Below are 26,261 nucleotides of genomic sequence, written 5' to 3'. Positions count from 1 at the left end.
CTGGATATTGGATATTACAGGAATAATCAGGGAAGCCTGCGTGGAGACGGTAGCCCAGGCTTTAAAAGCACAACAGCTTGGCGCAGACAGAGTAGAACTTTGCAGCAGGCTGGATTTGGACGGGCTCACGCCTTCTGAGAAAACAATCACTGAGGCCGTAAATTCGTTACAGATACCGGTAAAAGTCATGATAAGGCCCCGGGAAGGAGATTTTGTCTATAACTCCGATGAAATTGCCACTATGCTTCGAAGTATCGATTATTGTAAAATCAATAAGGTAAGCGGGATAGTGGTAGGGGCGCTGGACCACTCAGGTAACCTGGATTTGGGGGCTATTCGCCGACTGGCTGAGAAGGCAGCGCCCCTGCCTGTTACTATCCACAAAGCCATAGATCAAACCAATGATCCCGTGCAAGCCATCGAGCAATTGAAGTCCTTAAACAACGTCGATGCAGTGCTGACTTCAGGAAAAGCATTAACAGCGGAGGAAGGAAAGGAAATGATTAAAGAGATGATCCGGGCCGCAGGAGATGATTTGAAAGTGGTCGTGGCAGGAAAAGTCAAATATGATAACCTTGCGCATCTGCACAGGGAAATCAATGCCACGGAATATCATGGCAGAAAAATAGTGGGATAGCCCGATAATTGCAATCAATCCGGTGATAACATGACCTCATTGGTTTTTACAAATGCCGACACTTCATGGCCAGGCTGTAGGTGAAGCTGGTCCACAGCATGACTGGTGATAATAGCCGTTACCTCATGGATGCCAAAGGATAATTGTAATTCGCTCAGCAGCTTTCCTTTGTTGATGGCAAGAATTTTGCACAACATCCTGTTTTGAAGGCTGATAGGGTGGGTGGTGCTATGACCGATGATCACTTCTGTTTCTTTAAAGAGGATTTTAACCCGATGACCCATTTTTAAATAAGTGGTGGTTTGAGGGGTTTCCACTACAATTGATTTGAATTCGATATGCGCCACATCAATTTTTACCAAAGAAATGTTGCCTTCGGAAGTGACCTCTTTTATATTTCCCGGCAAAGAATTCATTTTTTAACCGCTGTTTCGTACCCAAAGCCAGCCAGAATCTTACGGCCTTGCGCCGAAAGTAAATATTCGAAAAACTTTTGTGATTTTTCCCTGTCACCTTTCGGATTTTTTAAAACTACCACTCCCTGCCGGATAGGCGGATAACTCATGGGATCAATCTCTACCCACCGGCCTTTTTCCTTTAATTCCGGGGCTAAAACTACTGATTTGGCCGTGAATCCCAGTTGGGCAGCGCCGGTTAACACAAACTGGTTGGTCTGGGCAATGCTTTCGCCGGAAACGATTTTTTCCCTGATCGATTCAAACAGGTTGAAATACTTCAAGGCCGCCACCGCTGCCTGCCCGTAAGGGGCGATTTCGGGATTGGCTACCGCCAAATGCGTAACATTTTCCGAGGATAGTGAATCCAGGCTCAGGGAAACATCATTTCCCAGCGTCCACAACACCAACTTTCCATAAGCGTATACCACCGGCTCAGTTACCGCAAAGTTTTTTTCATAAAGTTTTGCAGGGTATTTCATATCGGCTGATACAAAAATGTCAAAAGGTGCCCCCTGCTGAATTTGTGCAGTAAGTTTGCCCGAAGAGCCTACAATGACTTCTGTTTCAATACCCGTTTTTTCTTCGAAATCCTGTGATAGCGCCTTCATGGCATACTGTACATTGGCAGCAGTGGCAACCCGTAAGGGGGGTGAGCCGCCAGGGCCACAAGCCTGTAAACTTAACAGGGCCAACAGTAACAGAAAGCAGGAATAAAATTTCATGACTTCAATCATTCAGGATCATTCAAGGTTGATAAAAAACCATTGGCAATCATGCTATGAGCATAGGGCTCATACAATTATACCCAAATTTCCTGACAGATAAACTTATCCTACTCAAATTGTCAGGGCTTATTTCTAAATTTGCCAAATGAAACTTATCGAATGTCCGCGGGATGCCATGCAAGGATTACATGGATTTATTCCAACAGATGTAAAGGCCAATTACATCAACCAGCTATTGCAAGTGGGTTTTGATACCATTGATTTCGGGAGTTTTGTCTCGCCTAAAGCCATTCCTCAGCTTCGCGACACCTCAGAAGTGCTGGAAAAGCTTGATTTATCAGTTGGCCGGACCAAACTTTTGGCCATCGTAGCCAACCTCCGGGGTGCCCGTGATGCTGTGCAGTTTGAAAAAATCACCTATCTGGGGTATCCCTTGTCGTTGTCAGAGACATTTCAGCAACTGAACACTAACCGTTCTATCGCCACTGCCATGGCCGATTTGCAGGAAATTCAAAACCTTTGTCAAAACCACAATAGACAGTTGGTTACCTATTTATCTATGGGTTTCGGTAACCCTTATGGTGATCCGTATAATACCTCCTATATCCGGAACTTCGTAGAAAAGCTTGCTAATATGGGCATTGGTACCATCTCCCTGGCCGATACAGTGGGCGTGTCCAATACTGAAAGTATTGACTACATTTTTCAAAACACCATTCCTCAGTTTCCCCATATTGAGTTCGGGGCCCATCTGCATGCCAGTCCAGGGGATATCCGGTCGAAGGTAAAGGCAGCATGGGAAGCAGGTTGCAGACGATTTGACGGGGCGATCAAAGGCTTTGGAGGATGCCCGATGGCTGAAGATGAACTGGTGGGAAATATGGCTACAGAGGAAATGCTGTCATTTTTTGATGAAATCAGTGTCGAAACCGGCCTCGACAAAACTGCTTTTGAGCAGGCCCTTCAAATGGCTCCGTCAGTATTTGGCTAATCAGGTCAAAATGACCATTTTCATTGAAAAGATTGAATATTTTTGAAAACCATACACCCATATGAGGCATTGATTTTTTAAGTGGTTTAAATAGGTGGTTTATCCTTTATTTGGCAAAAAAAACTGTTAAAAATGTGTTTTAAACAATTAATCTGGATGTTTTTTTTGGTGATGACCTTCATGGAGGTCAATGCCCAGGAGGGTCAGCTTTTAGCCAGCGGGATGCAGCATTTTGAAAAAGAGGATTATAAAAATGCACTCTTAAAATTCAATAAGGTCATTGAAGCCGATAAGGCCAATGCAGATGCTTTTTATATGAGGGGACGGGTGAAACAAGTGCTGGAAGACTTTCACGGGGCTATGAAAGATTTTAACCATGCGATCAGTATTGATCAGAAAGTTGCCCACTACTATTTCGACAGGGGAAATATCAAATACGAATTACAGGATTATTACGGGGCTATTTCCGATTATTCACAAGCCATTGCACTGGATGTAACGCATGTAGATGCTTACTTCAAAAGGGGGAAGGCCAAACACCAACTCGAAGCTTACCAGGATGCTATCAACGATTGCACTAAAATACTGGAAATTAATTCCAATAATGTGGATGCTTACTACTTACGTGGTATTTTAAGAATTGAACACGGGCAGTTGGAACAAGGCTGCCTGGATCTCAGCAAGGCAGGTGAGCTGGGCGATTTGAAAGCTTATGAGGTGATTAAGGAAAGGTGCAATTCCAAGCGGTGAAGCCAATAGGGGGGAGTGAAAAATAAAAATAATTATTTGACCGGTGATGTCGGGAATTTAAGTGAAAGTTTGTTTCTTTAAGTATTGATTTAAGGAATACAAATTTTTTACTATGAGTGAAGGAAACGTTCTATTCCCCGCCTTTTTTAAACTTCATCAACTAAGGTTATTGATTGTAGGCGGGGGTTTTGTTGGCCTGGAAAAACTGGAAGCAGTTTTAAAAAACAGCCCGGAAGCGAATGTCACACTGGTGGCAAAAGAGATTTTACAGCCAAAGATCAGACAGTTGGCTGAGGAACACCCTACGGTGAAGCTGGTGGAACGAAAGTTTAAAAAGAAGGATCTGGACAAAATGGACCTGGTTATTCTGGCTACCAACCGAAGGGAACTGCATGAGAAAATTAAAAAAATAACAGCCAAACGCCATCTTCTGACCAATGTGGCCGATACCCCCGACTTATGCGACTTTTATCTGAGCTCTGTTGTGAAAAAAGGGGATCTTAAAATTGCCGTTTCAAGCAATGGTAAATCACCGACACTAACGAAAAGGATCCGGCAATACCTGGAAGAGGCCCTGCCGGATGATGTTCAGCAATTATTGGATAATCTTGAAGAGCTCAGGTCCCGCTTGAAAGGTGATTTTGAATACAAAGTGAAAAAACTGAATGAAGTGACGCAGGACTGGTTGGATAAACCTGAAAAAAATGATTGACGATCAGGATCGTTTTGAAGCGACCATCAAAGCCATTGACAAAGCCAATAGTGATGACCCTCATGTAGTTTTACACCATGGCAAAAATATCAGCCATGAACTGTTGTACAGTCAACGTATGACCGAAATCCTGTTCAAATACGATCAGAATCCGGAAGAAGCCCTTCAACTGGCTGCCAGGGGCCAGCATATCAAACGCTGGGTCATTCCGAGAAACGAATATCCGATGGATCGAAAAGGTTATCTGCAATGGAGAACTAAGTTAAAACTCATGCATGCCAACCTGATGGAAGAAATAATGACCGAAAACGGATATGGAACGGACATCATCAATCAGGTAAAGCTACTGATCAACAAAAACAAACTAAAAACAGACCCTCCTTCACAGCAGTTGGAAGATGTGGTTTGCCTGGTTTTTTTGCAATACTATTTTTCTGATTTTCTTCAAAAGCATGCGGATGAAAAGGTTATTTCCATCCTGCAAAAAACCTGGGGAAAAATGACGGAAAAGGGGAGAAGCATGGCGCTGGAGATAGCATTTGAAGGGAAAGGAAAGGAGTTGATACAAAAGGCTTTGGTAATTGACAATTGACAATGGGATAAAAAATGAACTTTCATCAACTATTTAATGTCCACAGTTAATTGTCAATTGTCAATTACCAATGATGTAATTCACAAATTCTTCATGTTCCTTTGAAGCTCGGAGAACTCTTCCCTTGAGCCGCGTTTCGCTGCCCATTTGGCTATGGCTCCCAGGGCGTACTTGATATCGAAAATCTCCTTGATCTCATCGATCGTCATGGAGTAGACGGTCTATTCTTCCGCTTTTAGCCTATATCGGCTCCTCTGATCCGGATTGGATGATGGCGTTGAAGGAGGAATGAAGCAGTACCAACTTTTTCCTGAGATACAGTGTCCTAGGAGCAGGGACTTAAAAATGTAACCATGAAAAACATTTCATTGATGATCATGTTATTGGCGCTTATGTGGGCCTGCTCACAAAGCGAGGACGCTAACCTGGAACGCGAGAGCAGCATTGACAATAGCTTATCCGGTAAATGGCAATTGACAGAGCAGTTGATGGATCCGGGCGATGGCAGTGGCACTTTCCAGCCTGTCAACAGCGATCATACCATTGAATTTTTTGAAAACGGCACCTTTACGTCAAGCGAATCCTTGTGTTATGCAGATGGTGTAGCCAATCCGGGAACCACAGGCACTGTTGATCAGGAAAGGAAGGCTTTGATGCCGGAAGATTGCCGGGATGATAAAAGCCTGCCTGCGTTTGAACTGGGATACGATCTACAGCCACCTCATCTGATCATTAATTTATTTTGTATCGAGCCTTGTGCTTTGAAATTTAAAAAGGTTAAATAATCGCATCGTAGCAATCCTCGACCACCTCTTTTCCCCAATGGTTGGAGATGACCTGTTTTGTCTTTTTGAATCCAAATCGCTGGTAAAGGTGGGCGGCAGTATCCAGTTCGCTGGCTGTCCATAAATATACCGATCCGTATCCTGCAGATCTGCAAAAATCCATCGCCAGTTGCATCATCCTTTTGCCCAGTCCCATGCCCCTGTAATCAGGATGCAGAATGAAATACCGTAACTGGGCCACATTGCCCGACCGGCCTATAATCAGAATCGACCCCACGATGGTATTTTCATCCTCCACAATCCATAAACGGTCTTTACCGGGGTCGTAATTCTCCATAAATTCGCTGAAGCTGATCGCTGCATAACGTTCAAAATGATAATTATAACTGTATTCCCTATTGTACAATACCCCATGCAGATTGATAGCGGCATCAATGATCCTGTCTTTGGTTTTCATGGGATTTAGTTTTGAATCATACCGTCCGTTTTAGTCCGCATGGACTAATCGACCAAATAAATTTAAATTTTTCATGCGGCAGACCGGAAATACCGGGCTGCTATCGTCTGTATATTGAAAGACTGTCTGGACACTGAGTTGACAAAATGAGTATCTGTTTAAGTCCCTGACTCGCAAAAAGTAATGAATATTTGGTTAACTCACTATTTTGAGCTTAAAAAATAGTCATTTTTGGTGATTGAAATTCCAGTAATATTTTCTGAAATTTCAACCTGTTCAACTATTTTCCTCAACTTGAACCTATGATTAACAAAAGTACGGAAACCGAAATTCTTGAATGCCAGAATCTGAACCTTTTTATTATCGATAAGCTACTGAGCACAGGGGAGTTTGAACTGGAAGAGATTGGGGAATACCTACCGACCTTCTTTCACTTGAACAATGAGGAAGACCTGAGCATTGAATACATAAACCAGTCCGGTTGTGATTGGCTGGCGCTTACCTTAACGGAGATCAATGCAATGGGATATAAGTTTTTGGAAAAGTATATTCATCCTGAAAGCCTGAAATATGTTGCTCCTAAAATCCTGGATTTTTACCGAAGGGGGGATCGCTCAAAGGTGTACTGCGATTTTCAAAAAGTACTGGACAGCCGGAGTCAGGAGTACAGGTTGTTATTTACTGTTACCAAGATATTCAACAAACGTCCGGGATTGCTCACTATTTCTCATCCTGTTGAGCACTCCGAGTCTTTGGTTAAAAAGCTGGAAAGAATGCTGGGCGAGCAGATATTTGCCCGCAAGCATTTCAAACAATTCGCTACCCTGACTAAAAGAGAAGTTGAGATACTTAGCTTATTGGCCAGCGGCCATAGTAATCCCCAGATTGCCGACCAGCTTTTCCTCAGCCGCAGAACGATAGAACAACACAGAAAAAACATCAACCGCAAGTTGGAGATCAAACATTTTGCGGATGTGATGAAATATGCGCTAGCATTCGATCTTGTTTAGTAATTGACAATTTACAGTTGACAATTGACAATGTTTGGTTGGGGATGGATAAAATTGTGGGGTGGGGTAAATGTTAGGTTGCCAGGTGTTTATTTTTAAAATGGGGTAATTATAAGGACTGTACTCAGTTTATTGACTATTTTTAAGATAGTATTTTACCCAATAGCCGTAAAACCTCAGACCTACCACCCAAATAATTGTCAACTGTCAATTATCAATTGTCAATTAATAATCCGTTGTTTGGGGGTTTTGGGGATTTCGCTTCTTATTTTAACCAGCTTGCTAAGTAAATCAAACCAAAAGGGGGCGCCCAGAGAGATGGCCAGGGCCGTGATAAAATAACCCCAGAAATCTGCCCATACTTGTCTGATGAAATAAGCGGTGCGGCGAAACTTAACGCTTATGACTGCTGTTTGGGCCTCTTTTTGTCGATTAAGTTTTACCTTGTAGCATTTTTTTGCCAGTTCAAAATCGAGGTTTTCAGGAAAGTATATAACAATAGCATGATGGGGGGCCACTAGTTGTTGTTTTGATATGGAGGAGTCCCTTTTGGCATTTGAATGGGTAAAATATAAACTTTCTGGCATTTCCCAGCCGTTGCCAAGTAAAGAACCGGCATCATCAATGTCCTGTTGCAGGTTTTTATGAATATCCGGCATCGTATCAATCATCTTTAGTTCACGGGGGTTTTTGAATGATGAATCGGCCTGGATTTTTGTAATGTTGGCCATCAATGAGTCGTTTTCTTTTATATAAGAAGAAGCCATTTGCACCAATTGATTGCGGGCGTCTTTATCTTTGGAAAGCTTTTTGACGATGTCAAAAGTACTCGCGTTAAACAAGGCTGCGAGGCAAAAACCCGTTGCGAGCAATACGACCTGCATGTTTCTTTTATACCATCCGGTAGATTGATCCATCGTATCGTCAAACCACTGCTCGAGGCGGAGCCTAAATTCTTCCGGATTATTTTTAGCTTCTTCCAGAAGAGATAAAATGTGCCTGGCCGTATCTTTCCCCAAAGGACTTTGAAAAACCCTTTTTATTTCTTTGATCTTTTCATCCTCCGACCCGTGGTTGTTTAAAATTTTCCGAATAGCTTCTTCCTTGTTTTCCTGCTGCTGATCAACATTCAGCGCATTTTTTATCTTTTCTACCTCGCCCACACCTTCTCCATCCCTTTTGAGTAGGTCAATGATAGCTTTGGCGAAATTTTCGGGGCTGATGTAGGATGGTTTCGAAAAAAAACTGTTGCTCGAAAGATATTTTATCACAGGCTCATCATAAAACTTTTTAACCAGGCCCTGACGGTTTTTGAAAAAGAAACCTTTCACCATTTGAAAAAGACTTTCAAAAAATGCTACTATCTTATTCCTGTCATCATCATCTTTAGTATGATCATCCAGCATCCTTTTAATGGCCCTCTCCAAATTGCGGGCCCTGAGGCCAAGGCCTGTGGCAATTATTTCGCCAATGATCGTGGCTAGCAGACTGTACAACAAATAAATAAGGATCAATCCAATTACAATATTCAATGCGGTTGAGCCAAACATGACGATTTTTTAATAATGAAAGAAAAAAATAATCTTAAAAACCTAATGGCCTGAATATAATCAGAATGTGTACGTAATCCAATAGCCGGTATGTAGTATCCGCATTATGAGTCTGTTGGTCAAATTTACAATTTACAATTGACAATGGACAATTTGGAATGGACGAAATGTGAAAAAATTGTCAACTGTTAATTGTCAATTGCTAGCTCCTAAAAATGATTTCCTTTCCTGAAAACCTCCGTGGCTCTTTGTGTCTTTGTGTCTTGGTGGTTCACCATTTTTCACCACGGAGGCACCAAGACACAAAGAGACACAAAGCGTTTTGTCGAAAATGTTGTGCAACAGCCTCATTTCGCTTGTGCCATAACATATAGGGCTCACGCCGTTAGTGTATTTTTTGTTTTGAATGTGATATTGTATCCAAAAGTTTTAAACATTAGATTGATACATCTGATTTTTCCTGAATAAGTTTATGATTGATAAATGCTCCGGTTTTGGTACCTGCTGCTACCGCTACTGAAACCGCCCTGAATGGACCCGTATTATCCCCTGCGGCAAATATCCCGGGAATGGTGGTTTGTTGAAAGTCGTTGATTTCAATATAACCCTCCCCGGTCAATTTACATCCTAAACGTTGGGGTATTTCACAATGTTGTACGAAGGAAGGCCTTGCATATAGTGCCTCCAGCTCCACCTTGGTATCATCTTTAAATGTCAGGTTGCTGATCTTTCCCTTTTGGTGCTGTATGGCTGCGATTTCTTTTTCTGAAATCTCAATACCCATATGGCTTATTTTCTGCCTCGATTCTTCGTCTAATGTAGCCTTCCCGTTAGTAAAGAATGTCAATCTCTTTGTCCAATGATTAATAAGTTTGCCAAATTCGAGGGTAGCATCACCATTGGTAAGAATACCGGTGTTCGCACCTTTGACCTCATAGCCATGGCAATAAGGACAATGGATGACAGAAATTCCCCAGCAATCGGCAAATCCGGGGATGCCGGGCATAATGTCTTTTATACCGGTGGCAAATAATATTTTTCGGGCTCCCAACACTTTTCCTGAGTCGGTTTTCGTAATAAAATCATGGTTGGTTCCGGTGATTTCTACCACTGTGTCATGGAGAAAGGTTACCGTTGGGTAGTCGAGGACTTGTTTTTTTGCAATTTTAGCTATGGAGGCGGGTTTTTGTCCGTCCTGTGTGATGAAGTTATGTGAATGAGGCGTTTGCCTGTTGCATGGTTTTCCACTGTCGACGATCGACACGCTCCTGGCAGCCCTTCCTAATGCCATTGCTGCAGATAAGCCTTCATAACTCCCACCTATGATAATTATTTCAAAGTCTTGTTTGGCAAAATTCATAGTATATTTTGTTTTATTTTTATAATAAGAAGTCCGGCAGTTGGCGCGGTATAGAAAGCCCTGGCAACCCCAGCCCACAAGTTTTGACAAATTGCTTCCTGTCGATGGTACAGTTTTACATTTAGCCATACACCCCCATTCCACTTCCCAACCCGCTGAACCATCCATTGTCCACTGTCCATTCAGGCTGTGTAAAAACGAAACGCTGAAAACTTTTCTCAAAATATTATTTTGAGAAAAGTCGATAAAATGAGCTTATGTTACTTGTTTTTCCCTTCAATTAACTAAACCAGAATTTAATTTGGTCATTTTTTGCAACATTGTTGTTTTTACACAACCGCCATTGTCCACTGTTCATTGTTAATTTCAAACAACGATTCTCCTCATGAACATTTTATCAAATGCATGTACCCTATTCTTTCCAAAACTGGCATCATTCAGATTTCTTTTGTAATTTACTATTTCACCAAACTAATCTAAAACGTCATGCCAAAGATGCACATCGAGAAATCAACCGTGATCAACGCCCCGGTTGAAAAAATCTACAATACACTCAATAACTTTAATCATTGGACTCCCTGGTCGCCATGGTTAATTCAGGAACCCGAGGCAAAGGTAGAAGTGGCAGGCGATGCGAAATATTATTCCTGGGAAGGTAGCCGGATCGGTACGGGTAATATGAAAGTGACCGCTGAAAAGTCCAATGAGTCTATTGACTATGACCTGAACTTTGTCAAGCCCTGGAAGTCATCAGCCAAGGTGCGATTTGAAATGAAGTCCCAGGGTGAAGGAACTGAGGTTACGTGGCTGATGGACAGTAGCCTCCCGGTTTTTATGTTTTGGATGAAAAAGATGATGGAAGCCTATGTAGGAATGGATTATGAAAGGGGATTGTCTATGTTAAAAGAGTATGTTGAAGATGGAACCGTGCACTCCAAACTGGATTTTAACGGTTCTTCGACCTATCCGGGATGCACCTATGTTGGGGTCAAAACAGACTGCACCAAGGAAACCATTGGTACACAGATGGAGAAGGATTTTGGAGAAATATGGGCATTCATGTCCGGTCACAAAGATTTGATTAGCGGTCATCCATTTTCCATTTACCACAAATGGGATTTGGTTAAAAACAAAATTTCTTACACCTCCGGGGTTCCGGTTAGCCGTATTCCGGATAATTTACCCGATGGCTTTATTACGGGTAAAATACCTAAAACCCCGATCTATACAGTAAAACATACCGGTCCCTACGGGCACCTTGGGAATGCCTGGAGTACTTTGTATAGCATGGAACGCAATAAGTCTTTTAAAGCAAACAAAAAGATAGACCCTTTTGAAACATACGCCAATGATCCTGGCGAGGTGCCTCATAATGAACTCATTACGGAGGTTCATTTTGCGACCAAATAAAACAAAAGGGGCTGTCCGATAAGTATTCTGTTTCGACTTTTATCAAATTTTATTTGCTTTTGGCGATAGACACACTCCCCTGCCCCTCAAGGGGGGAGCCACGCTCCGGTGCATGGAAACTCCCCCTTGAGGGCATAACCATCAGTTTAAGAAAAAACATCTTATGGCGCGAGCGTCTTTGGGTGTTGCGCAACGTTTTCGCCGATAAAATAAAAATAACAGCCACGTCCCGCTTGTGTTCCCCCTTCGTTGAAAGGCACAAGCGGGACGCTTTCACCATTTTCTGGCCTGAATAAACTTATTGGGCAGCCCCTTTATCGCTTTAAGCTCACAGGGAATGTGCCTAATTTTCATTAGGGTGATCAGGGTTAGGGGGTCTAACGTCAAATATCAGCACACCAAAACCTGGCAAATTTGTGTAGAACTGGGCGTATTTACCGGTAAAACGTCCATCCAGTGATGGATTGTAGGCATAGTACTGGCCAAATTGCGAGAATTCCAAGCCTTCAGTAGTGGTGATTTTATAGGTAAACTGAAATTCATCCTTTCCGCTGCCGTCATCATCAAAGTCGGTGAGGCTTTCATTGAAATATGCATAGGCCTCACTGGCGGTTATGGTAATCCTGGCTGGAAATGTGCTGTAGGTTCCAACAGTAGCTTTTCCGGTACCGTTGCTAATGTAGAGTTCTATTGTTTCGGCAGTGTGCGTGTCAAAGCCATTATAATCCAGGTCAAACTCAATTTCTGCCTGATCCAGTGTACTGGCGTCGAACCAATATTTTCCGGCAGCGATGTCGGCGCTGGCTACCATGCCTACCTCGAAGTCCGGCATCCTGATAGATTCTTCTTCTTCGCAGGCAGTGTTGTTCATCAGTAGTATAAGCAAATTGAACATGACGAAATGATATTTTAATGATAGTATTTTCATGATTGTCAGAGTTTTATTTGTCCCAAAATACAGCTTCAAAAGCATTAGGTGTGTAGTTGGCCAGTTTAGGGTTGGTTTCCAGTTCCGAAACCGGGATGATAAACCGTAAGGGGAAGGGGGGATTACCCATCACCGGGGCGGTTTCTGCAAAATCCGGGTAACCAGTGCGGCGGTAATTGTTGTATGCCTCGATCCCATTGCCCCACAACGCCAACTGGTATTCAGTCATGATGATATTCAAACGTTCGGCATCATCACCGGCGGCATTATATGCGGCTTCTACATTGGCGATATAGGCATCTACGTCTGACTGATTAATCTCAAACACGGAGCCTGCCACTGAGGCGTCCTGCGCTGCGCCAAAAGCTTTCACCTTGTCCATAGACAGTTGGATACCCTCTTTCATCAAGGTCAGGGGATCACCGTCAACACTTGTAGTGAGAACCATCTCAGCATGCAGAAATTTCACCATAAATGTGGTGAGCATGGGAAAAATTCCTTTTCCCGTACCATCTGAGGCGTCTACGGTTTTGGCATTGCCTTTATCGACCAGTCCCCCTACCGGGTAAACACCGAAAGTGGCGATGAGGGCCCCTTCATTGGAAAAAGCAGAAGGGTCACCGGCATCCCTGCCCAGATAGCCGTTACCGAGGAGACCTATGGGGCAGCCTCCCCCCTGGCAGGTGGCCACTGCGCCTCCCGCATCATCGGGGACCTGCCGGAAAATATAATAAGGCAGGCGCGGGTCTTCTACGCTGCGGTAGGAAACCGGTTGGCCGGTGGTGGCGCTTATCATCCCATTATTTAGCAGATTGGCCATGGTCCAATTGTCCATCCAATATTCTGTAGCCTCATTATAATGATTAACATGCAACGGGTGACGGTTTTGAAAGGGGGTTTGCCGGGATCCGTATTGTAGTTGAAAATCATCTTGCAGGCTGGCAATAATATCGGCATTTATCATACTGTTGAAGCCACTTTCCGAATCAATGCCTCCGTCCAGCCGGGTTTGGGCGTAGAGTTTTAGTTTCAGGGTGTTGCCCATTTTTTTCCACCGGGCAAGATTTCCCCCATATATCAAATCACCCTGGATAGTACCTGATGACGCATCGATTTCACCCAGGGCCTGGTCAATTTGTGTTATTAAATCCGTATAGATTTCATGGCCACTATCCAGTCCGGGAAAAGGGATTTCTGCATTCAAAGCCTCAAAATATGGAATATCCCCAAACATATCCACCAACAGGCTAAAAGTGTAGGCTCTAAGAAGACGAGCGATACCCGCATAACCGGATTCGGCTTCTTCTGCGCCATCGATAATCGTTTGCAGATCTGCCAGTGGCCCGGCGTAGACGCTGGTCCAGACTGTGCTATAGGTTCCCTGGTTCTGGTCATAATCCCTGATATCTGTGGTGTACCACATGCGGGTAAATGAGCCCGCATTGGTGTTGAGCTCCTCCATCAGGTTTGATACCAGTGATACCTGGGCAAAACCGAGGGTATTGGAAAGGGTTAAATCGGTGGATGCGTTAGGGTCGTCATTGATATCCAGGAATTCATCCTCACAGGCAGCGGTCGAAAGCAGCAGAAAGATCGCGGCTATAATTGCTTTGAAAGGTAATATATTTATTTTTTTCATGATGATTTTTCTTTTAAAATTCCTTAAAAAGTAACTGACAGGTTCACACTGTAACGGCGGGTAGAAGGCACCCCGATGAAGTCAATGCCGCGTAATCCCGGAAACGAGCTGGTTTCCGGATCCAGGTTCAGTCCCTCGTGAAAGTTGGGGGCGTTGAACCAAAGGTTGCGCCCCGAAAGACCGATGGTAGCTGAGCCGAAGGGTGTTTTTTCCAACATGGCTTTGGAAAATGTATAGTTGAGAGCAACTTCCCTGACCCGGACTACCGTTGCATCAAAAGTATGAAACTCTTCCGCTGCATTCCAGCCGAATCCACCCCGGTTATACCACCAGTTAAAGTTCGAAATGTTAATGGTATTTCTGATTTTATTCCCGTTTTGGTCGGTAGCGGCGAGGTAATTCCCACTTTCATCCCGTGCCAGGCTGCCATCGGGATTTCTGGCGGCTATATAACCGGGCATGATCCGTGACACCATTCTGTCCCCTGCATCATGGGTAAGCCCCCTGCCTACAATTTCCCGGTTCGATTTGGAATAAAGATCCCCTCCCTGTACCCAGTCGAGCAATACGCTCAATTGCCATCCTTTAAAACTGAGGGTATTGGTTAACCCCAGGGTGAAATCCGGATTTGGATCGCCTATGATCTGAAGGTCCGGGTCATCGAGGTATTTACCGAATGTTTGCCCGGGCAGGCCATCGATCAGCAAATCACCATCTGCATCGCGTATGGCTTTTCTTCCGACCAGCACTCCGAAGGGTTGGCCATTGCGATGTACCAATTGCACGATCTCACTACCTGCCGCCCTTTGTGTCAGAACGATCTGGTCTACGCCTTCGCTTAGTTCCAATACTTCGTTGCGGTTTCGGGTAAAGGCGGCATACATGTTCCACATGAATCCACTGCGGGTTTTAACCGGCGTAAAATCCATGCCTAACTCGATGCCCTGGTTTCGTACTTTACCGATATTAACAACCTGAGTGGCTGAACCTGAGGAAGGGGGTACATTGATGGCTGTGATACCATTTTCGGTTTCTCTGTTATAGAAGGTAAAGTCAATGCCTACCCTGTTGTTCAGAAGTCTTAATTCGGTGCCCAACTCCCACTCGGTGGTTTGTTCAGGCTTTAGCAAGGGGTTTCCCCGGTTGTCGTTTAAAGTGGAGCCATTGATGGTTCCGAGATCGCTGGTAAACGGGAATTGGGTGGCATCTGTGTTGGTATTTACCGCCTGGTTGATCAGAAAGTTGTTGGCAGTGAGATATGGATCGGCATCATTTCCAACCTGGGCAATGCCTGCACGGATTTTACCGAAACTTAAAAAATCGGAGGTTATCTCGAGGGCATCGGTAAAGATGACGGAAGTGCTAACGCCCGGATAAAAGTAACTTCGGTTGTCTTTTGGCAGTGTAGAAGACCAGTCGTTGCGGGCGGTCAGATTCAGGAAGGCCCAATCCCTGTATGACAAGGAAACATCGGCAAAAACTCCGGTAAACCGCCTTCTCACAAACCGGTCGTCGACCACAAACTGGGAGGAAGTATTGTTAAGTGTATTGACACCCCGGTCGATGATGCCGTTGCCTTCGACGGTATAAAAATCGGTAGTACGTTGGTTCAGGTTCCACCCAAGTACCGTACGCAGGTGAAAATCACCACCAAGTTCATTGTCGGTCGAAACCAGGAGGTTGCCGTCCAGCTCGGATCGGTAAAATGTACTGTTGCGCATAATGCCCGATTGGCTGATAGCGCTGCCAAAACCCCCGGGCTGCAACACAAAAAACCGCCTGTCGGTATAGCCGTTAAATCCTATCTGATAGGCTACATTCAGCCAGTCTGTGATGTCGTATGATAGTTTCATATGGCCATAAAACCGGTCTACCTCACTGTTATTTTCAGTATTGTTGGCGACCCACAGGGGGTTGTTGACAGTGCGATAGTACATGACACCACCATCTTCATCACGTTGATAGGGGAAGCCAAACAAGTCAAAGCTGGTGGGCATCCACAAGACCAGTTGGGAGGCCGAGTTGTTGAAACCTCCAAAGTTAGCGCTGCCCAGAGCGGGGTTGTCCTGTCGGGTCTTTACGTAATTGATACTTCCGGTGAGAAAAAGTCCGTTATCAAGTAGTGCATTTCCGCCAAAATTGGCACTTATCCTGTCTACCTCCGAGTTGGGAATAATGCCTGAGTTCCTCATCCATGACAAACCTGCTGAGAGGTTGGTTTTATCTCCACCTGACCTGACAGAAAATGCGTGTTCCATCAAAGTACCGGTATCGTAAAAGTCTTCATACTTATCAGTGTGAGGTTCGTACAAGACATTATCACCGCGGGTAGCTACTGCCTGGTAGGAGGGACTGTTAAGCAGCGGCCCCAGGCCCGGATTGGTGTAAGGATGTGGCACGGAGTCATAGGCGCTGTAGGGCGCGCCGAATGATCCGAAGTATTGCTCGATGTAAATATTTCCATTTCCCCCTTGTCCGTACTCATTCTGGTAATCGGGTAACGCAGCCACCTCCTCAATTCCAAAAGAGGCGTTATAGGTAACTTCCAATCCTTTTTTTGAGGCTTTGCCCCTGGATTTGGTGGTGATGATAATCGCACCGTTCTGTGCACGGGAACCATAAAGCGCCGCCGCTGCCGCACCTTTCAATACCGTGACCGATTCTACATTATTCGGGTCAATATCAAAGGCCCTGTTGGTGACTGTGTTGCCTGCCGCAGCATCGAAGCCCAGGGTGGAGTTATCAAAAGGCACCCCATCCACCACATACAAAGGCTGATTATTGCCGGTCAGTGAAGAATTACCCCTGATGGTGATGCTGGTGTTGCCACCCGTTACCCCACCGGCACCTTGTACCACTACGCCAGCCACTTTGCCATTGAGCGCACGGGCAATGTCGGGTTCGGATTTCTGGGAAAGCGCCTGTCCTTCCAGCTCAGTAACCGCATAGCCGAGGGCTTTCTTTTCTCTTTCAATACCCACTGCCGTAACCACCACCTCTTTCAACTGCTGCAAATCGGGTATCAGTGATACATTTATCACTGACCGGCCGTTAATCTCAATCTCCATGGTATTGTAACCGATAAAAGAGTACATCAGTATCTGCGTATCTCCTGGCACGCTGATGCTGTAGGTGCCGTTTATATCGGTCACCACACCCGCGTTGGAACCTTTAATAAGGATATTTACCCCGGGGAGGGGAGCGTTGTTTTCGGATGCTATTACCGTACCTGTCACAGTTCGGTCCTGTGCACTTGCCTCCGTTACAATGGCGAGGTAAAAAACAGTAACAATTGTAATGACTGTAGTCTGTAAAGTTTTATTCATAATAAAAAGAGGAAGTAAGGGTTAAAAATTATTCAATAACAACCTCAATTTATTAAAAAATTCGCTATAAATAAATAGTAAAAATGTAAATATATTAATTTATTATGACTTTTTGTTAAAAAAAGGTTTTTAATGACCGTTTTTTTATCATAATTATAATATAGGATTATTTGAAGAATGATGTTGGGTCATACTCCCCATCACCACACGCATCACTCTCACTTTACCCCAGCGTGGCAACAGCCGCAGGGAGCCTACGAGAAATTTGGTCAGGAACCCCGGAAGTACCGTTGATTGACGGCCCAATGCCTTGAGAATGGGTATACCGACATCTGAAGTTTTCAGGGTCATACCCATTCGCATATTTGCCCTGTCTGCGAAACCACTCTGCACAGGGCCTGGGGCAGCGGCCAGCACGTCTACCCCGTACTTGCGAAGTTCTACGGATAACGCCTCTCCCAACGACTGCACATAAGCCTTGGTAGCTGCGTAATGAGCAGCAAATGGCGCCCCATGAAAACCCAGCATGGAGCTCATCAGAATAATTCCACCACGTTGACGGTCAGCAAATTTTTTTGCGAAATAATGTGTAAGGGTTAACAGTGCTGCGCAATTCACCTGAAGCATATCCAGCTCTTCCTGCAAAGGTGACTTCATCAACAAGCCTGAGGTTCCGAATCCGGCGGCTGCCACCAGCAGGCCGACGTCTTTGTTTTCAACCGCCTTGATAAGGGCATAAATACTTTCTTGTTTGGTTAAATCGGTTTCAATGACAAAGGTTTCAACCTCATAACGTGCCTGCAAATCCCCGGCGAGGTCTTTTAGCAGTGAAACACGCCTGGCCGTTAGTACTAAATTTATGCCTGCTTCTGCCAGCCGTCCGGCCAGCTCCCGGCCGATCCCCGATGACGCGCCTGTTACCAATGCCCAGGAACCGTATTTGTTTTTTAAACGCTGTTTTTCTCCTTTTGAAAAGCCCATAGTAATAAATTATTAAATGTTGCATCCTTGTGTCAGTAACAAATTGCTACTTCGTATCCGATTTAACCATAAATCAGTAGAGACGTTTGATTTACGCTTAAAAATGTGGCGAATGGGAAGCATTTTGGTGAGAACGGGAAGATGTACCGGCCGGCAACAGTTATGCAACCGCTTCACTGTAAATTTTCTTTGGGAAAACTTCGGGACACTGGTATGGCACCTTCGTGTCTTGGTGTCTTTATGGTTTACCATTTTTCACCACGGAGGCACAAAGGCACAAATATTCTCATAGGGCGGGCGTCTGTGACTGTTGCGTGACATTTTCGACAAAATTCTTGGTGTATCTTCGTGCCTTGGTGTCTTGGTGGTTCACCATTTTTCACCACGAAGGCACAAAGACACCAAGATCCTCATAGCGCGGGCGTCTGTGACTTCCGACGAAACTGGTTATATGGAAATGAGGAGTCTATCCCCTTTCTAAAGAGGAGTCTTTTATCTTACGCTCATGTTCCAAAAGCCAATGTTTCCTGGGAAGCCCTCCGGCATAACCTGTAAGCGTACCATCGGAACCAATCACACGATGGCAGGGAATGACGATCGAAATACGGTTATGCCCGTTAGCACTGGCTACGGCCCTCACCGCGCTGGGTTGACCGATAGCAACTGCCTGTTGCTTGTAAGAACGGGTCGATCCAAAAGGGATTTCTTTGAGATGATGCCATACTTTTTGTTGAAATGCAGTGCCAGGGGTATCCAAAGGCACATCAAAAACATAACGCTTGCCGTCAAAGTATTCCCGGATTTGCTTTTCAACATTTGTGAGGTGCTCATTTTTACCGGCTATGATCATGGCCTTCAATCGCCTGCCCAAGTCCTTCAACTCAGACTCAAGCATGCTGTGATCGGTAAATTCAAGCAGGCACAATCCTTTCGCTGTCGCACAGGCAAACATGGGCCCCAGGGGTGTTGTAAACCTGTGTAAATAGATGATGTTAATCAGGCCGGCATTTTCAGGAGCGGTTTTCAGCAGGTTTTTAAAAGTATACCCAAAACCACTTAAGGATTGGTAACCGGATTTAAAGGCTGAAGTTGTTACCGAATTCCCCTTCTTTAGATTTTGATAGGCCATATTGATACGAATCATGCGCTGGTAGGCCTGGAATGTCATGTTATGATGTTTTTTAAACCACCTTCTTATTTTTTCGGGACTGTACCCTAATTCCTTGAGATGATCGTCCGGGATTTTCTTGTCAGGGTTCTTAGTCACCAACTCAATGGCACGTTTTACCTCTACCGGTGGTTCATCCACATTTTCAGTAGGACGGCAGACTTTGCAGGGCCTGAAGCCATTCGATAGCGCTTCTTTGGCGGTGGTATAAAAAACAACATTTTCCAACTTGGGCTTTCTGGCGCGGCATGTGGCTATGCAAAAAATATTTGTGGTTTTTACCGCTACATAAAATACACCCAAATACTGACTGTCTCTGTCCAGCAGGGCCTGGTAGTATCGACGGATGATTTTTCTGTTTTCTACCAACATCTCATAAAAATAACGATTGAAATGACTCCTCACTTTGTATACGTTTCACAGCATTTTTAGTGGCACGGACAAGGTGATTGTATAGAAAGCTCCCTGCACTGATCCTTTTGACACCTTCCTCCTTCAAAATCTCAAATGACGGGAGGTTTGGCATACACAAGACATTGACCGGCAGCCGGGTAGATTGTGTAACCTCGCGGATGTCGTTCCTGTCTACGATACAAGGCACAAAGATACCATCTGCACCACTTTCTTCATAAGCCCTGACTCTTTTAAGAGTCTCTTTTAACGGAGATGGTAATTCCAGCAGATAGGTGTCCGTTCTGATATTCAGGAAAAGGTCCATCTCTTTTTCTTTCAGGGCAGTCTTTATGGTTTTCAGCATTTCTGCAAAATCATCGATGGGTAATATCTCTCTCTGATCATGTACCACCGAGTCTTCCAGGTTTATACCTACGGCACCGAGGTCATGGATTTTTTCGATATGGCCGATAATTTCATCTACATTTCTGCTATATCCTCCCTCCATGTCCACAGATACAGGAATACTCACACGATTAATAATCCTCTTAACGACAAACAACAATTCCTCAAAGGACATATTTTCGCCGTCTTCGTATCCCAGGGTTTTGGCTACCGCGGCACTGGAGGTACCCAGCGCTTCATAACCCGCTGCCTCCATGATTCCGGCGCTTTGGGCATCCCAGACGTTCCCAAGCAGGAGAGGGGTGTCTTTCTCATACAGGGTTAGAAATTTTTTATAGTTGCTCATATTTTTTTCTGCAAAAAGAGTAAAGGAAAGTTTCAATGGCAACCGAAAAATTGACAAGTATTTCAAATCCCTGGTTTTTTTGAGGACCATACCTGTCCGAAGGGTTTGAATTTAGCCTGGCCCATAAGGCAATCCATAAAATTATAGAAAAAGCCCATCGGTTGTAAAAAATAGTGCGCCTTATCCATTCAATACCATTGAGAAGGAGGGAATTGAAGATACATGGTGACCTGCTCAAAAACTGATTGACTCTATTTGAGCCGGGAAATTGAAAGCAATTAAAATTTGTAATTTTAAATCTGAAATTTCAAACATTTCTGAAACTAATGAGTTTTATAATAAATTAAAAACTTGTCCAATGAAAGATTTATTATTAATAGATGTGGTATCTATACCCAAAGATGATCCTGTAGCCTTCACCTTCTTTACAGGTTACATGGCAATGTTTGCTGCTTCAATCTTCTTCTTTTTCGAAAGGGGAAATGTTTCAGGCAAATGGAAGACTTCACTGCTTGTATCCGGTTTAATTACCATGATTGCTGCCGTACATTATTATTACATGCGCGATTACTATGCAGCAACTGGTTCAAATCCGACTGCTTTACGATACATAGACTGGACGCTGACAGTGCCTTTGATGTGTGTGGAATTTTACCTGCTTACCAAGGCAGCCGGCGCAAGAATCGGTTTATTGTGGAAACTGATCATTGCTTCGGCCTGGATGCTGGTCATGGGTTACATAGGCGAAGCCTTTGTCCCGCTAAATGAAGATGGTACTGCGGCGGCCGGAGCCACTGCACATAGTGTGACTTATGGGGTGCTATCTACATTAGGATACATCTATATACTTTACACTACTTGGTTGGGTGAAGTAAAAAAACTGGGAGATGCTTCGGGTAATCCGACTGTGGTGAAAGGAATAAGGATTCTTGCGTGGTTTGTGCTGGCAGGCTGGGCGATTTATCCCATCGGATACATGTGTATGCCGGGTGGTTGGCTGAATATAGCCCTGGGTTGGACCGCTTCCAGTGTAGATTTGTTTTACAACATTGCTGATGCGGTAAACAAAATCGGATTTGGGTTAGTGGTGTACTCTGTGGCAAAATCTGATAGGGTTGGTGTGACGGCAGCCGCGGAGTAGTTGGTAGACAGCTTAAGGAGATTCATACACTTGGATCTCCTTGCTTTAATTTTTAAGCTATGATTCTCAAAGTGGTAGACAAGTGGTTGTTGGTTTTTACAGTACTACTGTTGCTGTTAATCCTCATCTTACCACAAATACTGGCATATAGCAACATCCTGTTTTTGATTATCATCGGGTTAGTCGGTATCCCCCATGGTGCGTTGGATCATGTTATTCATTTTCGTAACAAATCCGTTTCGAAAATGCATACTTTTAACTTCTATGCACGCTACATAGCACTGATTTTGGCGGTTTGTTGCTGCTGGTATTTCTTTCCGTTGACCACTTTTGGCCTTTTTATGGCCATTTCTGCTTATCATTTCGGGCAGTCTCAATTATTTTATGTCAAGGGGCCTGGTGTGGTAAGGCATGTAATTTTCACACTTTGGGGTGTTTTTGTGTTATCCTCCATTATTGCTTTGAATTATCACGAAGTCCTGGCTATCATCGCCAGTCTGGAATGGCTCAATGCTGACGAATGGATGTCAGTTGGGTTATGGACAATCATTACATCCGCCAGCGGGCTGATACTGATGGCAGGTTTTCTGTATTTATGGGTGCATCGATATCTCACGAAGCAAAAGTTGTTGTTTGAGCTTTTTTTGCTTGCTTGTCTGGTATTGTTTTCCACGTTCAGCAATGCGGTGTTTACTTTTTCTGTTTACTTTGGCTTATGGCATTCGCTACGATCGCTTTTTATTGAATATCAAAGCCTGAATTTTGCCATAAAAGACTATTCACTGCGTGATTTTCTGTTAAACATTTTTCCTTTTTCATTTCTTGCCATTATTTTTCTTGTAATAAGTTATTATCTTGCCCCTTATTTATGGAATGATTTATCGCCCTATATGCTATTTATCATGTTTATTTCGGCATTAACTGTCCCCCATTTATTTATTATGCATGATTTGTATGAAAATGATCAGATCAAATTGCAAAAATCTTAATTTGTTCGGATAATCAATGGATTATGATTCAGCCAAAGAAGCGTTTATACAGGCCTGGGGTACTTTAGGTACTTCTTGGGGTATTAACAAAACAATGGCCCAGATTTTCGCATTGCTGCTTATTACACCTGAAAAGCTATCGGTTGAGGATATCATGTCGGAGCTTTCCATTTCAAGGGGTAATGCCAGTATGAATCTGAGGGCCTTGATGGAATGGAATCTGGTTGAAAAAACCACAAAGAAAGGTGAGAGAAAAGAATTCTTTCACTGTGAAAGGGATGTATGGGCACTTTGCCGCAGGGTAGCGGAGGAAAGGAAGGACCGGGAAATAAAGCCGATCCTGAAAGTACTTAACAGGGTCAATATGCTGGAGGACGACAAATCGGCGAATACGAAGGAATTCAAAAGGGTTACCAGGGAATTGATGGAAGTAGTTAACAAAACCGACCAGGCCCTTACCCATTTTATAAACTCTGACAGAGGGGTATTCAGGATGATTTTATCATTGGTGAAGCATAAAAAATGATTCGCTTTAGTCGCATCCGGCCAGTATTCTTAAACCGCGAAAATCGTTACGGTATCGGGGGGTCAGCAAGTAATGCGGTAAACAAAAACTTCATTTTGTAGTTTTAGACTATAGGAAAGATAAACTGGCAGATGTCAAGGGTTAAAAGCTGACGATCTGCCGGGGTATCGAATTTTATTAACCATGCCTGTTTCAATAGTTTTCTTGTCCGCCATGTTTGTTTTGTTGTCCATGAAAGTCCATGCTCAGGATTTAACCCAACATCAATGGGAAAACCGTTTGATCATCCTCTTGTGCTCTGATCCGGGTGATGTGGATGTGAAGAAACAGTTAAATGAATTCAGGCACTTTGCTGCCGGGTTGCAAGAAAGAAAAGTCCTGGTTTACCAGGTAACCCCGGAAAGATTCAAGCAGGGCTGGGATAATCCGAACAAATGGAAGAAATCTGATCATTTGTTTTCAAAATATAAAAGTGATGGCAGTGACTTTGAACTTTTGCTCATCGGCCTTGACGGAGGGATTAAACTACGGGAAAAAGAACCCATAAGCTGTGAAAAAATATTTCGTCTGATCGATTCAATGCCGATGCGAAGAAGGGAAATGGAGCAGAATCAAGGTAATTAGAGGCATGTTCTTATCTCTTTCAGGGCGTCAGATTTTTGATAGCTACTTTTATAAAAAACTGATCGGTATTCACACGGAAATCAACTTTTTCTGAATCAGAAGGCTCCATTTTCTTCCAGTCATTTGTCGGGTATAAAAAGTGCGTCCTTGCTCCGCCTTTGGTATACCTGACGGGCATTTTAAAGCCTTCAACATTGGTTACCCAACGATATTTCAGATAGTTTTTTTCTTTCTTGCCATCAAAGATCAATTCCAGTTGAGGAATATCTGTGTTTCGTAAGTACTGGTTAAAAAACCAGTTATAATCGATTCCTGTTTTTTGATTAATGTATAAAACAATGTCTTCCGTGGTAACCATCTGGTATTTAAACTCAGATGGCAGGCCTTTGAGCAGCGAAAACCAGAGGCTGTCATTATCGATGGTGTGGCGCAGGGTGTTTAGCATGAGAGCGCCTTTGTAATACATGTCGCTGATGTCATAATGAATATGGTTTACATCGAATTTACCAATGACCGGCACCTCGTTTTTGACCCACTTTTTCATGGCATTAAGGTATGCCTGCGAGTTTTCATAGCCATAGTGGTCTTCGATGTATAGTGCTTCTGCGTAAGTAGCAAAGGTTTCATGGATCCATAGTTCGGCGTTGTCTGTGCAGCTTACGGAGTTGCCCCACCATTCATGGGCTGTTTCATGCAAAACTATCTGATAATCCACTACACCTTGATCGAAGTCCGGCGCTGTCGTTTCAGGATCGTGGTTGTCAGCCTCGCTAAAATATTCATGTCCTATAGCGACACAGCTCTGGTGTTCCATAGCATGTGGTGTTTCCACAAGTTTAAATCCATCCCTTGGAAAGGGATATGCCCCGAAAAACTTTTCATAGGTCGCAAGCATGGGTTTTACTATTTCGATCTTTTTCCTGGCATTTTCCAGGTTGTAGGACAACACATAGTAATCCAGGTCAAGGATATCCTTACCGTTGACATGCTTGTCTTCAAAATGCGTATACTTTCCTGCATTCAGTGTAATATTGTAATTGTTAATAGGATAGGAAACAAACCAGTCGAATCGGGTTTTACCGTTGTCAAGTGGTGTTTTGTTGCTCAGTCTGCCGTTGGCTACCACCTCAAGATCAGCGGGAACAGTTACACTGATGGCGGCACTGTCAGGCTCATCGGAAAGGTGGTCTTTGTTAGGCCACCACCCGCTGGCGCCGTATCCCTGGCAAATAGCCTGTAACCATGGATTTCCGTTTAGATCCTCTACCCATAGAAAAGAGCCGTATAATGGAATTTCCGGATTAAAATCAACAGGGCGTCCTGAAAAATAAACTTTGATTTCCTCCACCGCGTCCTTTCGCAGTATCTCCGGGAAATCCACATAGATAGCATTAAATTCCCGTTCGAAGCTTAACGCATTGCCATGGTACATGATGCTATCGACTGACATACCGGAGTAAAGATCGACCTGTACCCTGTCGGTGGGGTCCACCACATTGAACCGTATAAGGCTGCTTCCTTTGATAATCTCCTGTTGGGGCAGGAGTTCCACATCCAGGTGATAGAACCCAACGTCAAAACATGTACGGAGCGGCGTCAGTGATCCCTGCAATGTATCGAGCCGTGTAAAAACGTAGACTTGCTTTTTTCGGGTAACAGAATCCTCCTTTCCAAGATACACATCATCCGATACAACACCTCTTTGCTTATCGAACCACTTCCAGAATGAAGCGCTATACTTGCCGGCCATGTATTTTTCCTCGACCCACCAGGCTTTCTTTGGATTAAAAAAATCTACTGTGCCGGAAAAGGCTGTATGGCTGGTGACGGAGTCTGTGCTGTAATGAAGGCTAACATCTACAGGTACTTTCTCCATTTTTCTTTTTTTGCCGGAGATCAGGAAATGCTTGCTGGAATTAACTTCTTTGAAATACCATTTGTCTCCAAGTAACTGAAAGTTAATCGATTCTTTCCACTCCCCCCGGTCATAATTTACTTTATAAAGCTTGGAGGCAATGATGTAGGTGATAGCGCTTTTCAACTGCTTAAACACTTTACCGGTTTGTAGCCCAGGCAGGATATCTCCAGCCTGGCGTCCTTGTATTGCTTTGGATAGCTGAGGATAAAATTACCATATAAATCAGAAATAGTGCCTATTCCTGTATTTTCAACCAGTAAATGTGCGAAAGGAATAGCTTCTGAAGTTTCTATATCAACTATTTTTCCTTTTATGGTGATGTTTTGTCCCTGGGCTTTCGATACCCAGCTAAACATGATTAAAATAAGCAATTTCAGGGCTAGGTGTTTATGCATAATTTTCGCGGCATTTTATGTTGGTCTGGCTTTAAACTCCTCACA

The 26,261-nt window shown here is 43.9% G+C and carries 25 protein-coding genes; 12 read left to right on the top strand and 13 right to left on the bottom strand.

Annotated elements, in window-relative coordinates; genetic code table 11:
• The first annotated feature begins 7 nt into the window (after positions 1–7).
• Positions 8–637, top strand: a complete 630-nt coding sequence (locus tag AC04NP_RS05115; RefSeq protein ID WP_482858433.1) for a copper homeostasis protein CutC — start codon at positions 8–10, stop codon at positions 635–637.
• Between the two features lie 14 nt (positions 638–651).
• Here the strand turns inward: AC04NP_RS05115 and AC04NP_RS05110 are convergent, their stop codons facing one another.
• A complete protein-coding gene (locus tag AC04NP_RS05110) occupies positions 652–1,053 on the bottom strand; it encodes a TOBE domain-containing protein (RefSeq protein WP_482858432.1) in 402 nt (133 codons plus the stop codon).
• The gene (modA, locus tag AC04NP_RS05105) at positions 1,050–1,817 is read right to left on the bottom strand and encodes a molybdate ABC transporter substrate-binding protein (RefSeq protein WP_482858431.1); all 768 of its coding nucleotides are present in this window, start codon (positions 1,815–1,817) and stop codon (positions 1,050–1,052) included. Before modA ends, AC04NP_RS05110 begins: the two co-directional genes overlap by 4 nt.
• Positions 1,818–1,965: 148 nt before the next feature.
• Here modA and AC04NP_RS05100 point away from each other — a divergent pair, with 148 nt between their 5' ends.
• From AC04NP_RS05100 to AC04NP_RS05080, 5 genes are all read left to right on the top strand, one after another.
• Positions 1,966–2,811 (top strand): hydroxymethylglutaryl-CoA lyase, encoded by an 846-nt coding sequence (locus tag AC04NP_RS05100; RefSeq protein ID WP_482858430.1) that lies wholly within the window; start codon positions 1,966–1,968, stop codon positions 2,809–2,811.
• 132 nt (positions 2,812–2,943) lie between these two features.
• Complete coding sequence (locus AC04NP_RS05095) at positions 2,944–3,561, top strand: tetratricopeptide repeat protein (RefSeq protein ID WP_482858429.1); 618 nt, start codon at positions 2,944–2,946, stop codon at positions 3,559–3,561.
• Between the two features lie 112 nt (positions 3,562–3,673).
• The gene (locus AC04NP_RS05090) at positions 3,674–4,273 is read left to right on the top strand and encodes a precorrin-2 dehydrogenase/sirohydrochlorin ferrochelatase family protein (protein ID WP_482858428.1); all 600 of its coding nucleotides are present in this window, start codon (positions 3,674–3,676) and stop codon (positions 4,271–4,273) included.
• The gene (locus tag AC04NP_RS05085; protein WP_482858427.1) at positions 4,266–4,865 is read left to right on the top strand and encodes a DUF4202 domain-containing protein; all 600 of its coding nucleotides are present in this window, start codon (positions 4,266–4,268) and stop codon (positions 4,863–4,865) included. Before AC04NP_RS05090 ends, AC04NP_RS05085 begins: the two co-directional genes overlap by 8 nt.
• A 353-nt stretch (positions 4,866–5,218) precedes the next feature.
• Positions 5,219–5,650: a hypothetical protein gene (locus tag AC04NP_RS05080; protein ID WP_482858426.1), complete on the top strand. Its 432-nt coding sequence runs from the start codon at positions 5,219–5,221 to the stop codon at positions 5,648–5,650.
• Here AC04NP_RS05080 and AC04NP_RS05075 read toward each other — a convergent pair.
• Positions 5,643–6,107 carry a GNAT family N-acetyltransferase gene (locus AC04NP_RS05075; RefSeq protein WP_482858425.1) on the bottom strand — a complete coding sequence of 155 codons (465 nt, stop codon included), beginning with the start codon at positions 6,105–6,107 and terminating at the stop codon, positions 5,643–5,645. The genes AC04NP_RS05080 and AC04NP_RS05075 overlap by 8 nt on opposite strands.
• Positions 6,108–6,409: 302 nt before the next feature.
• Here AC04NP_RS05075 and AC04NP_RS05070 point away from each other — a divergent pair, with 302 nt between their 5' ends.
• Positions 6,410–7,117 (top strand): response regulator transcription factor, encoded by a 708-nt coding sequence (locus AC04NP_RS05070; RefSeq protein ID WP_482858424.1) that lies wholly within the window; start codon positions 6,410–6,412, stop codon positions 7,115–7,117.
• 221 nt (positions 7,118–7,338) lie between these two features.
• On the opposite strand, the gene AC04NP_RS05065 is transcribed toward AC04NP_RS05070, so the two are convergent.
• Positions 7,339–8,667, bottom strand: coding sequence for a hypothetical protein (locus AC04NP_RS05065; RefSeq protein WP_482858423.1), 1,329 nt, complete (start codon positions 8,665–8,667; stop codon positions 7,339–7,341).
• Between the two features lie 436 nt (positions 8,668–9,103).
• On the bottom strand, positions 9,104–10,249 hold the full coding sequence (locus AC04NP_RS05060) for an NAD(P)/FAD-dependent oxidoreductase (RefSeq protein WP_482858422.1): 1,146 nt from the start codon (positions 10,247–10,249) through the stop codon (positions 9,104–9,106).
• A gap of 264 nt (positions 10,250–10,513) precedes the next feature.
• Between AC04NP_RS05060 and AC04NP_RS05055 the strand changes: the two genes are divergently transcribed.
• A complete protein-coding gene (locus AC04NP_RS05055) occupies positions 10,514–11,437 on the top strand; it encodes an SRPBCC family protein (RefSeq protein ID WP_482858421.1) in 924 nt (307 codons plus the stop codon).
• 343 nt (positions 11,438–11,780) lie between these two features.
• Here the strand turns inward: AC04NP_RS05055 and AC04NP_RS05050 are convergent, their stop codons facing one another.
• The 6 genes from AC04NP_RS05050 to AC04NP_RS05025 form a co-directional block, all read right to left on the bottom strand.
• Entirely contained in the window at positions 11,781–12,365 is a 585-nt protein-coding gene (locus AC04NP_RS05050) for a hypothetical protein (RefSeq protein WP_482858420.1), read from the bottom strand.
• A 13-nt stretch (positions 12,366–12,378) separates the two neighbouring features.
• Positions 12,379–14,004 carry a SusD/RagB family nutrient-binding outer membrane lipoprotein gene (locus AC04NP_RS05045; protein ID WP_482858419.1) on the bottom strand — a complete coding sequence of 542 codons (1,626 nt, stop codon included), beginning with the start codon at positions 14,002–14,004 and terminating at the stop codon, positions 12,379–12,381.
• A 23-nt stretch (positions 14,005–14,027) separates the two neighbouring features.
• The gene (locus tag AC04NP_RS05040) at positions 14,028–17,330 is read right to left on the bottom strand and encodes a SusC/RagA family TonB-linked outer membrane protein (protein ID WP_482858418.1); all 3,303 of its coding nucleotides are present in this window, start codon (positions 17,328–17,330) and stop codon (positions 14,028–14,030) included.
• A gap of 153 nt (positions 17,331–17,483) precedes the next feature.
• A complete protein-coding gene (locus tag AC04NP_RS05035) occupies positions 17,484–18,311 on the bottom strand; it encodes an SDR family NAD(P)-dependent oxidoreductase (protein WP_482858417.1) in 828 nt (275 codons plus the stop codon).
• Positions 18,312–18,777: 466 nt separating this feature from the next.
• Entirely contained in the window at positions 18,778–19,884 is a 1,107-nt protein-coding gene (locus AC04NP_RS05030) for a bifunctional transcriptional activator/DNA repair enzyme AdaA (protein WP_482858416.1), read from the bottom strand.
• A complete protein-coding gene (locus AC04NP_RS05025; RefSeq protein WP_482858415.1) occupies positions 19,853–20,623 on the bottom strand; it encodes an isocitrate lyase/PEP mutase family protein in 771 nt (256 codons plus the stop codon). The genes AC04NP_RS05030 and AC04NP_RS05025 overlap by 32 nt, the downstream gene beginning before the upstream one ends.
• Before the next feature lie 358 nt (positions 20,624–20,981).
• On the opposite strand from AC04NP_RS05025, the gene AC04NP_RS05020 reads away from it, so the two are divergent.
• From AC04NP_RS05020 to AC04NP_RS05005, 4 genes are all read left to right on the top strand, one after another.
• Entirely contained in the window at positions 20,982–21,764 is a 783-nt protein-coding gene (locus AC04NP_RS05020; RefSeq protein WP_482858414.1) for a bacteriorhodopsin, read from the top strand.
• A gap of 59 nt (positions 21,765–21,823) precedes the next feature.
• Complete coding sequence (locus tag AC04NP_RS05015; RefSeq protein ID WP_482858413.1) at positions 21,824–22,753, top strand: Brp/Blh family beta-carotene 15,15'-dioxygenase; 930 nt, start codon at positions 21,824–21,826, stop codon at positions 22,751–22,753.
• A gap of 16 nt (positions 22,754–22,769) precedes the next feature.
• A complete protein-coding gene (locus tag AC04NP_RS05010) occupies positions 22,770–23,279 on the top strand; it encodes a GbsR/MarR family transcriptional regulator (protein WP_482858412.1) in 510 nt (169 codons plus the stop codon).
• A gap of 183 nt (positions 23,280–23,462) precedes the next feature.
• Positions 23,463–23,903, top strand: coding sequence for a DUF4174 domain-containing protein (locus AC04NP_RS05005; protein WP_482858411.1), 441 nt, complete (start codon positions 23,463–23,465; stop codon positions 23,901–23,903).
• A 19-nt stretch (positions 23,904–23,922) separates the two neighbouring features.
• On the opposite strand, the gene AC04NP_RS05000 is transcribed toward AC04NP_RS05005, so the two are convergent.
• Positions 23,923–25,944, bottom strand: coding sequence for a M1 family metallopeptidase (locus AC04NP_RS05000; RefSeq protein ID WP_482858410.1), 2,022 nt, complete (start codon positions 25,942–25,944; stop codon positions 23,923–23,925).
• On the bottom strand, positions 25,941–26,216 hold the full coding sequence (locus AC04NP_RS04995) for a carboxypeptidase-like regulatory domain-containing protein (RefSeq protein WP_482858409.1): 276 nt from the start codon (positions 26,214–26,216) through the stop codon (positions 25,941–25,943). The genes AC04NP_RS05000 and AC04NP_RS04995 overlap by 4 nt, the downstream gene beginning before the upstream one ends.
• Between the last annotated feature and the right edge of the window lie 45 nt (positions 26,217–26,261).

The organism is Agaribacillus sp. DX54 (assembly GCF_056858335.1).
Note: the sequence above shows the minus strand (reverse complement) of the source record. Positions and strands in the feature narration are given on the sequence as shown.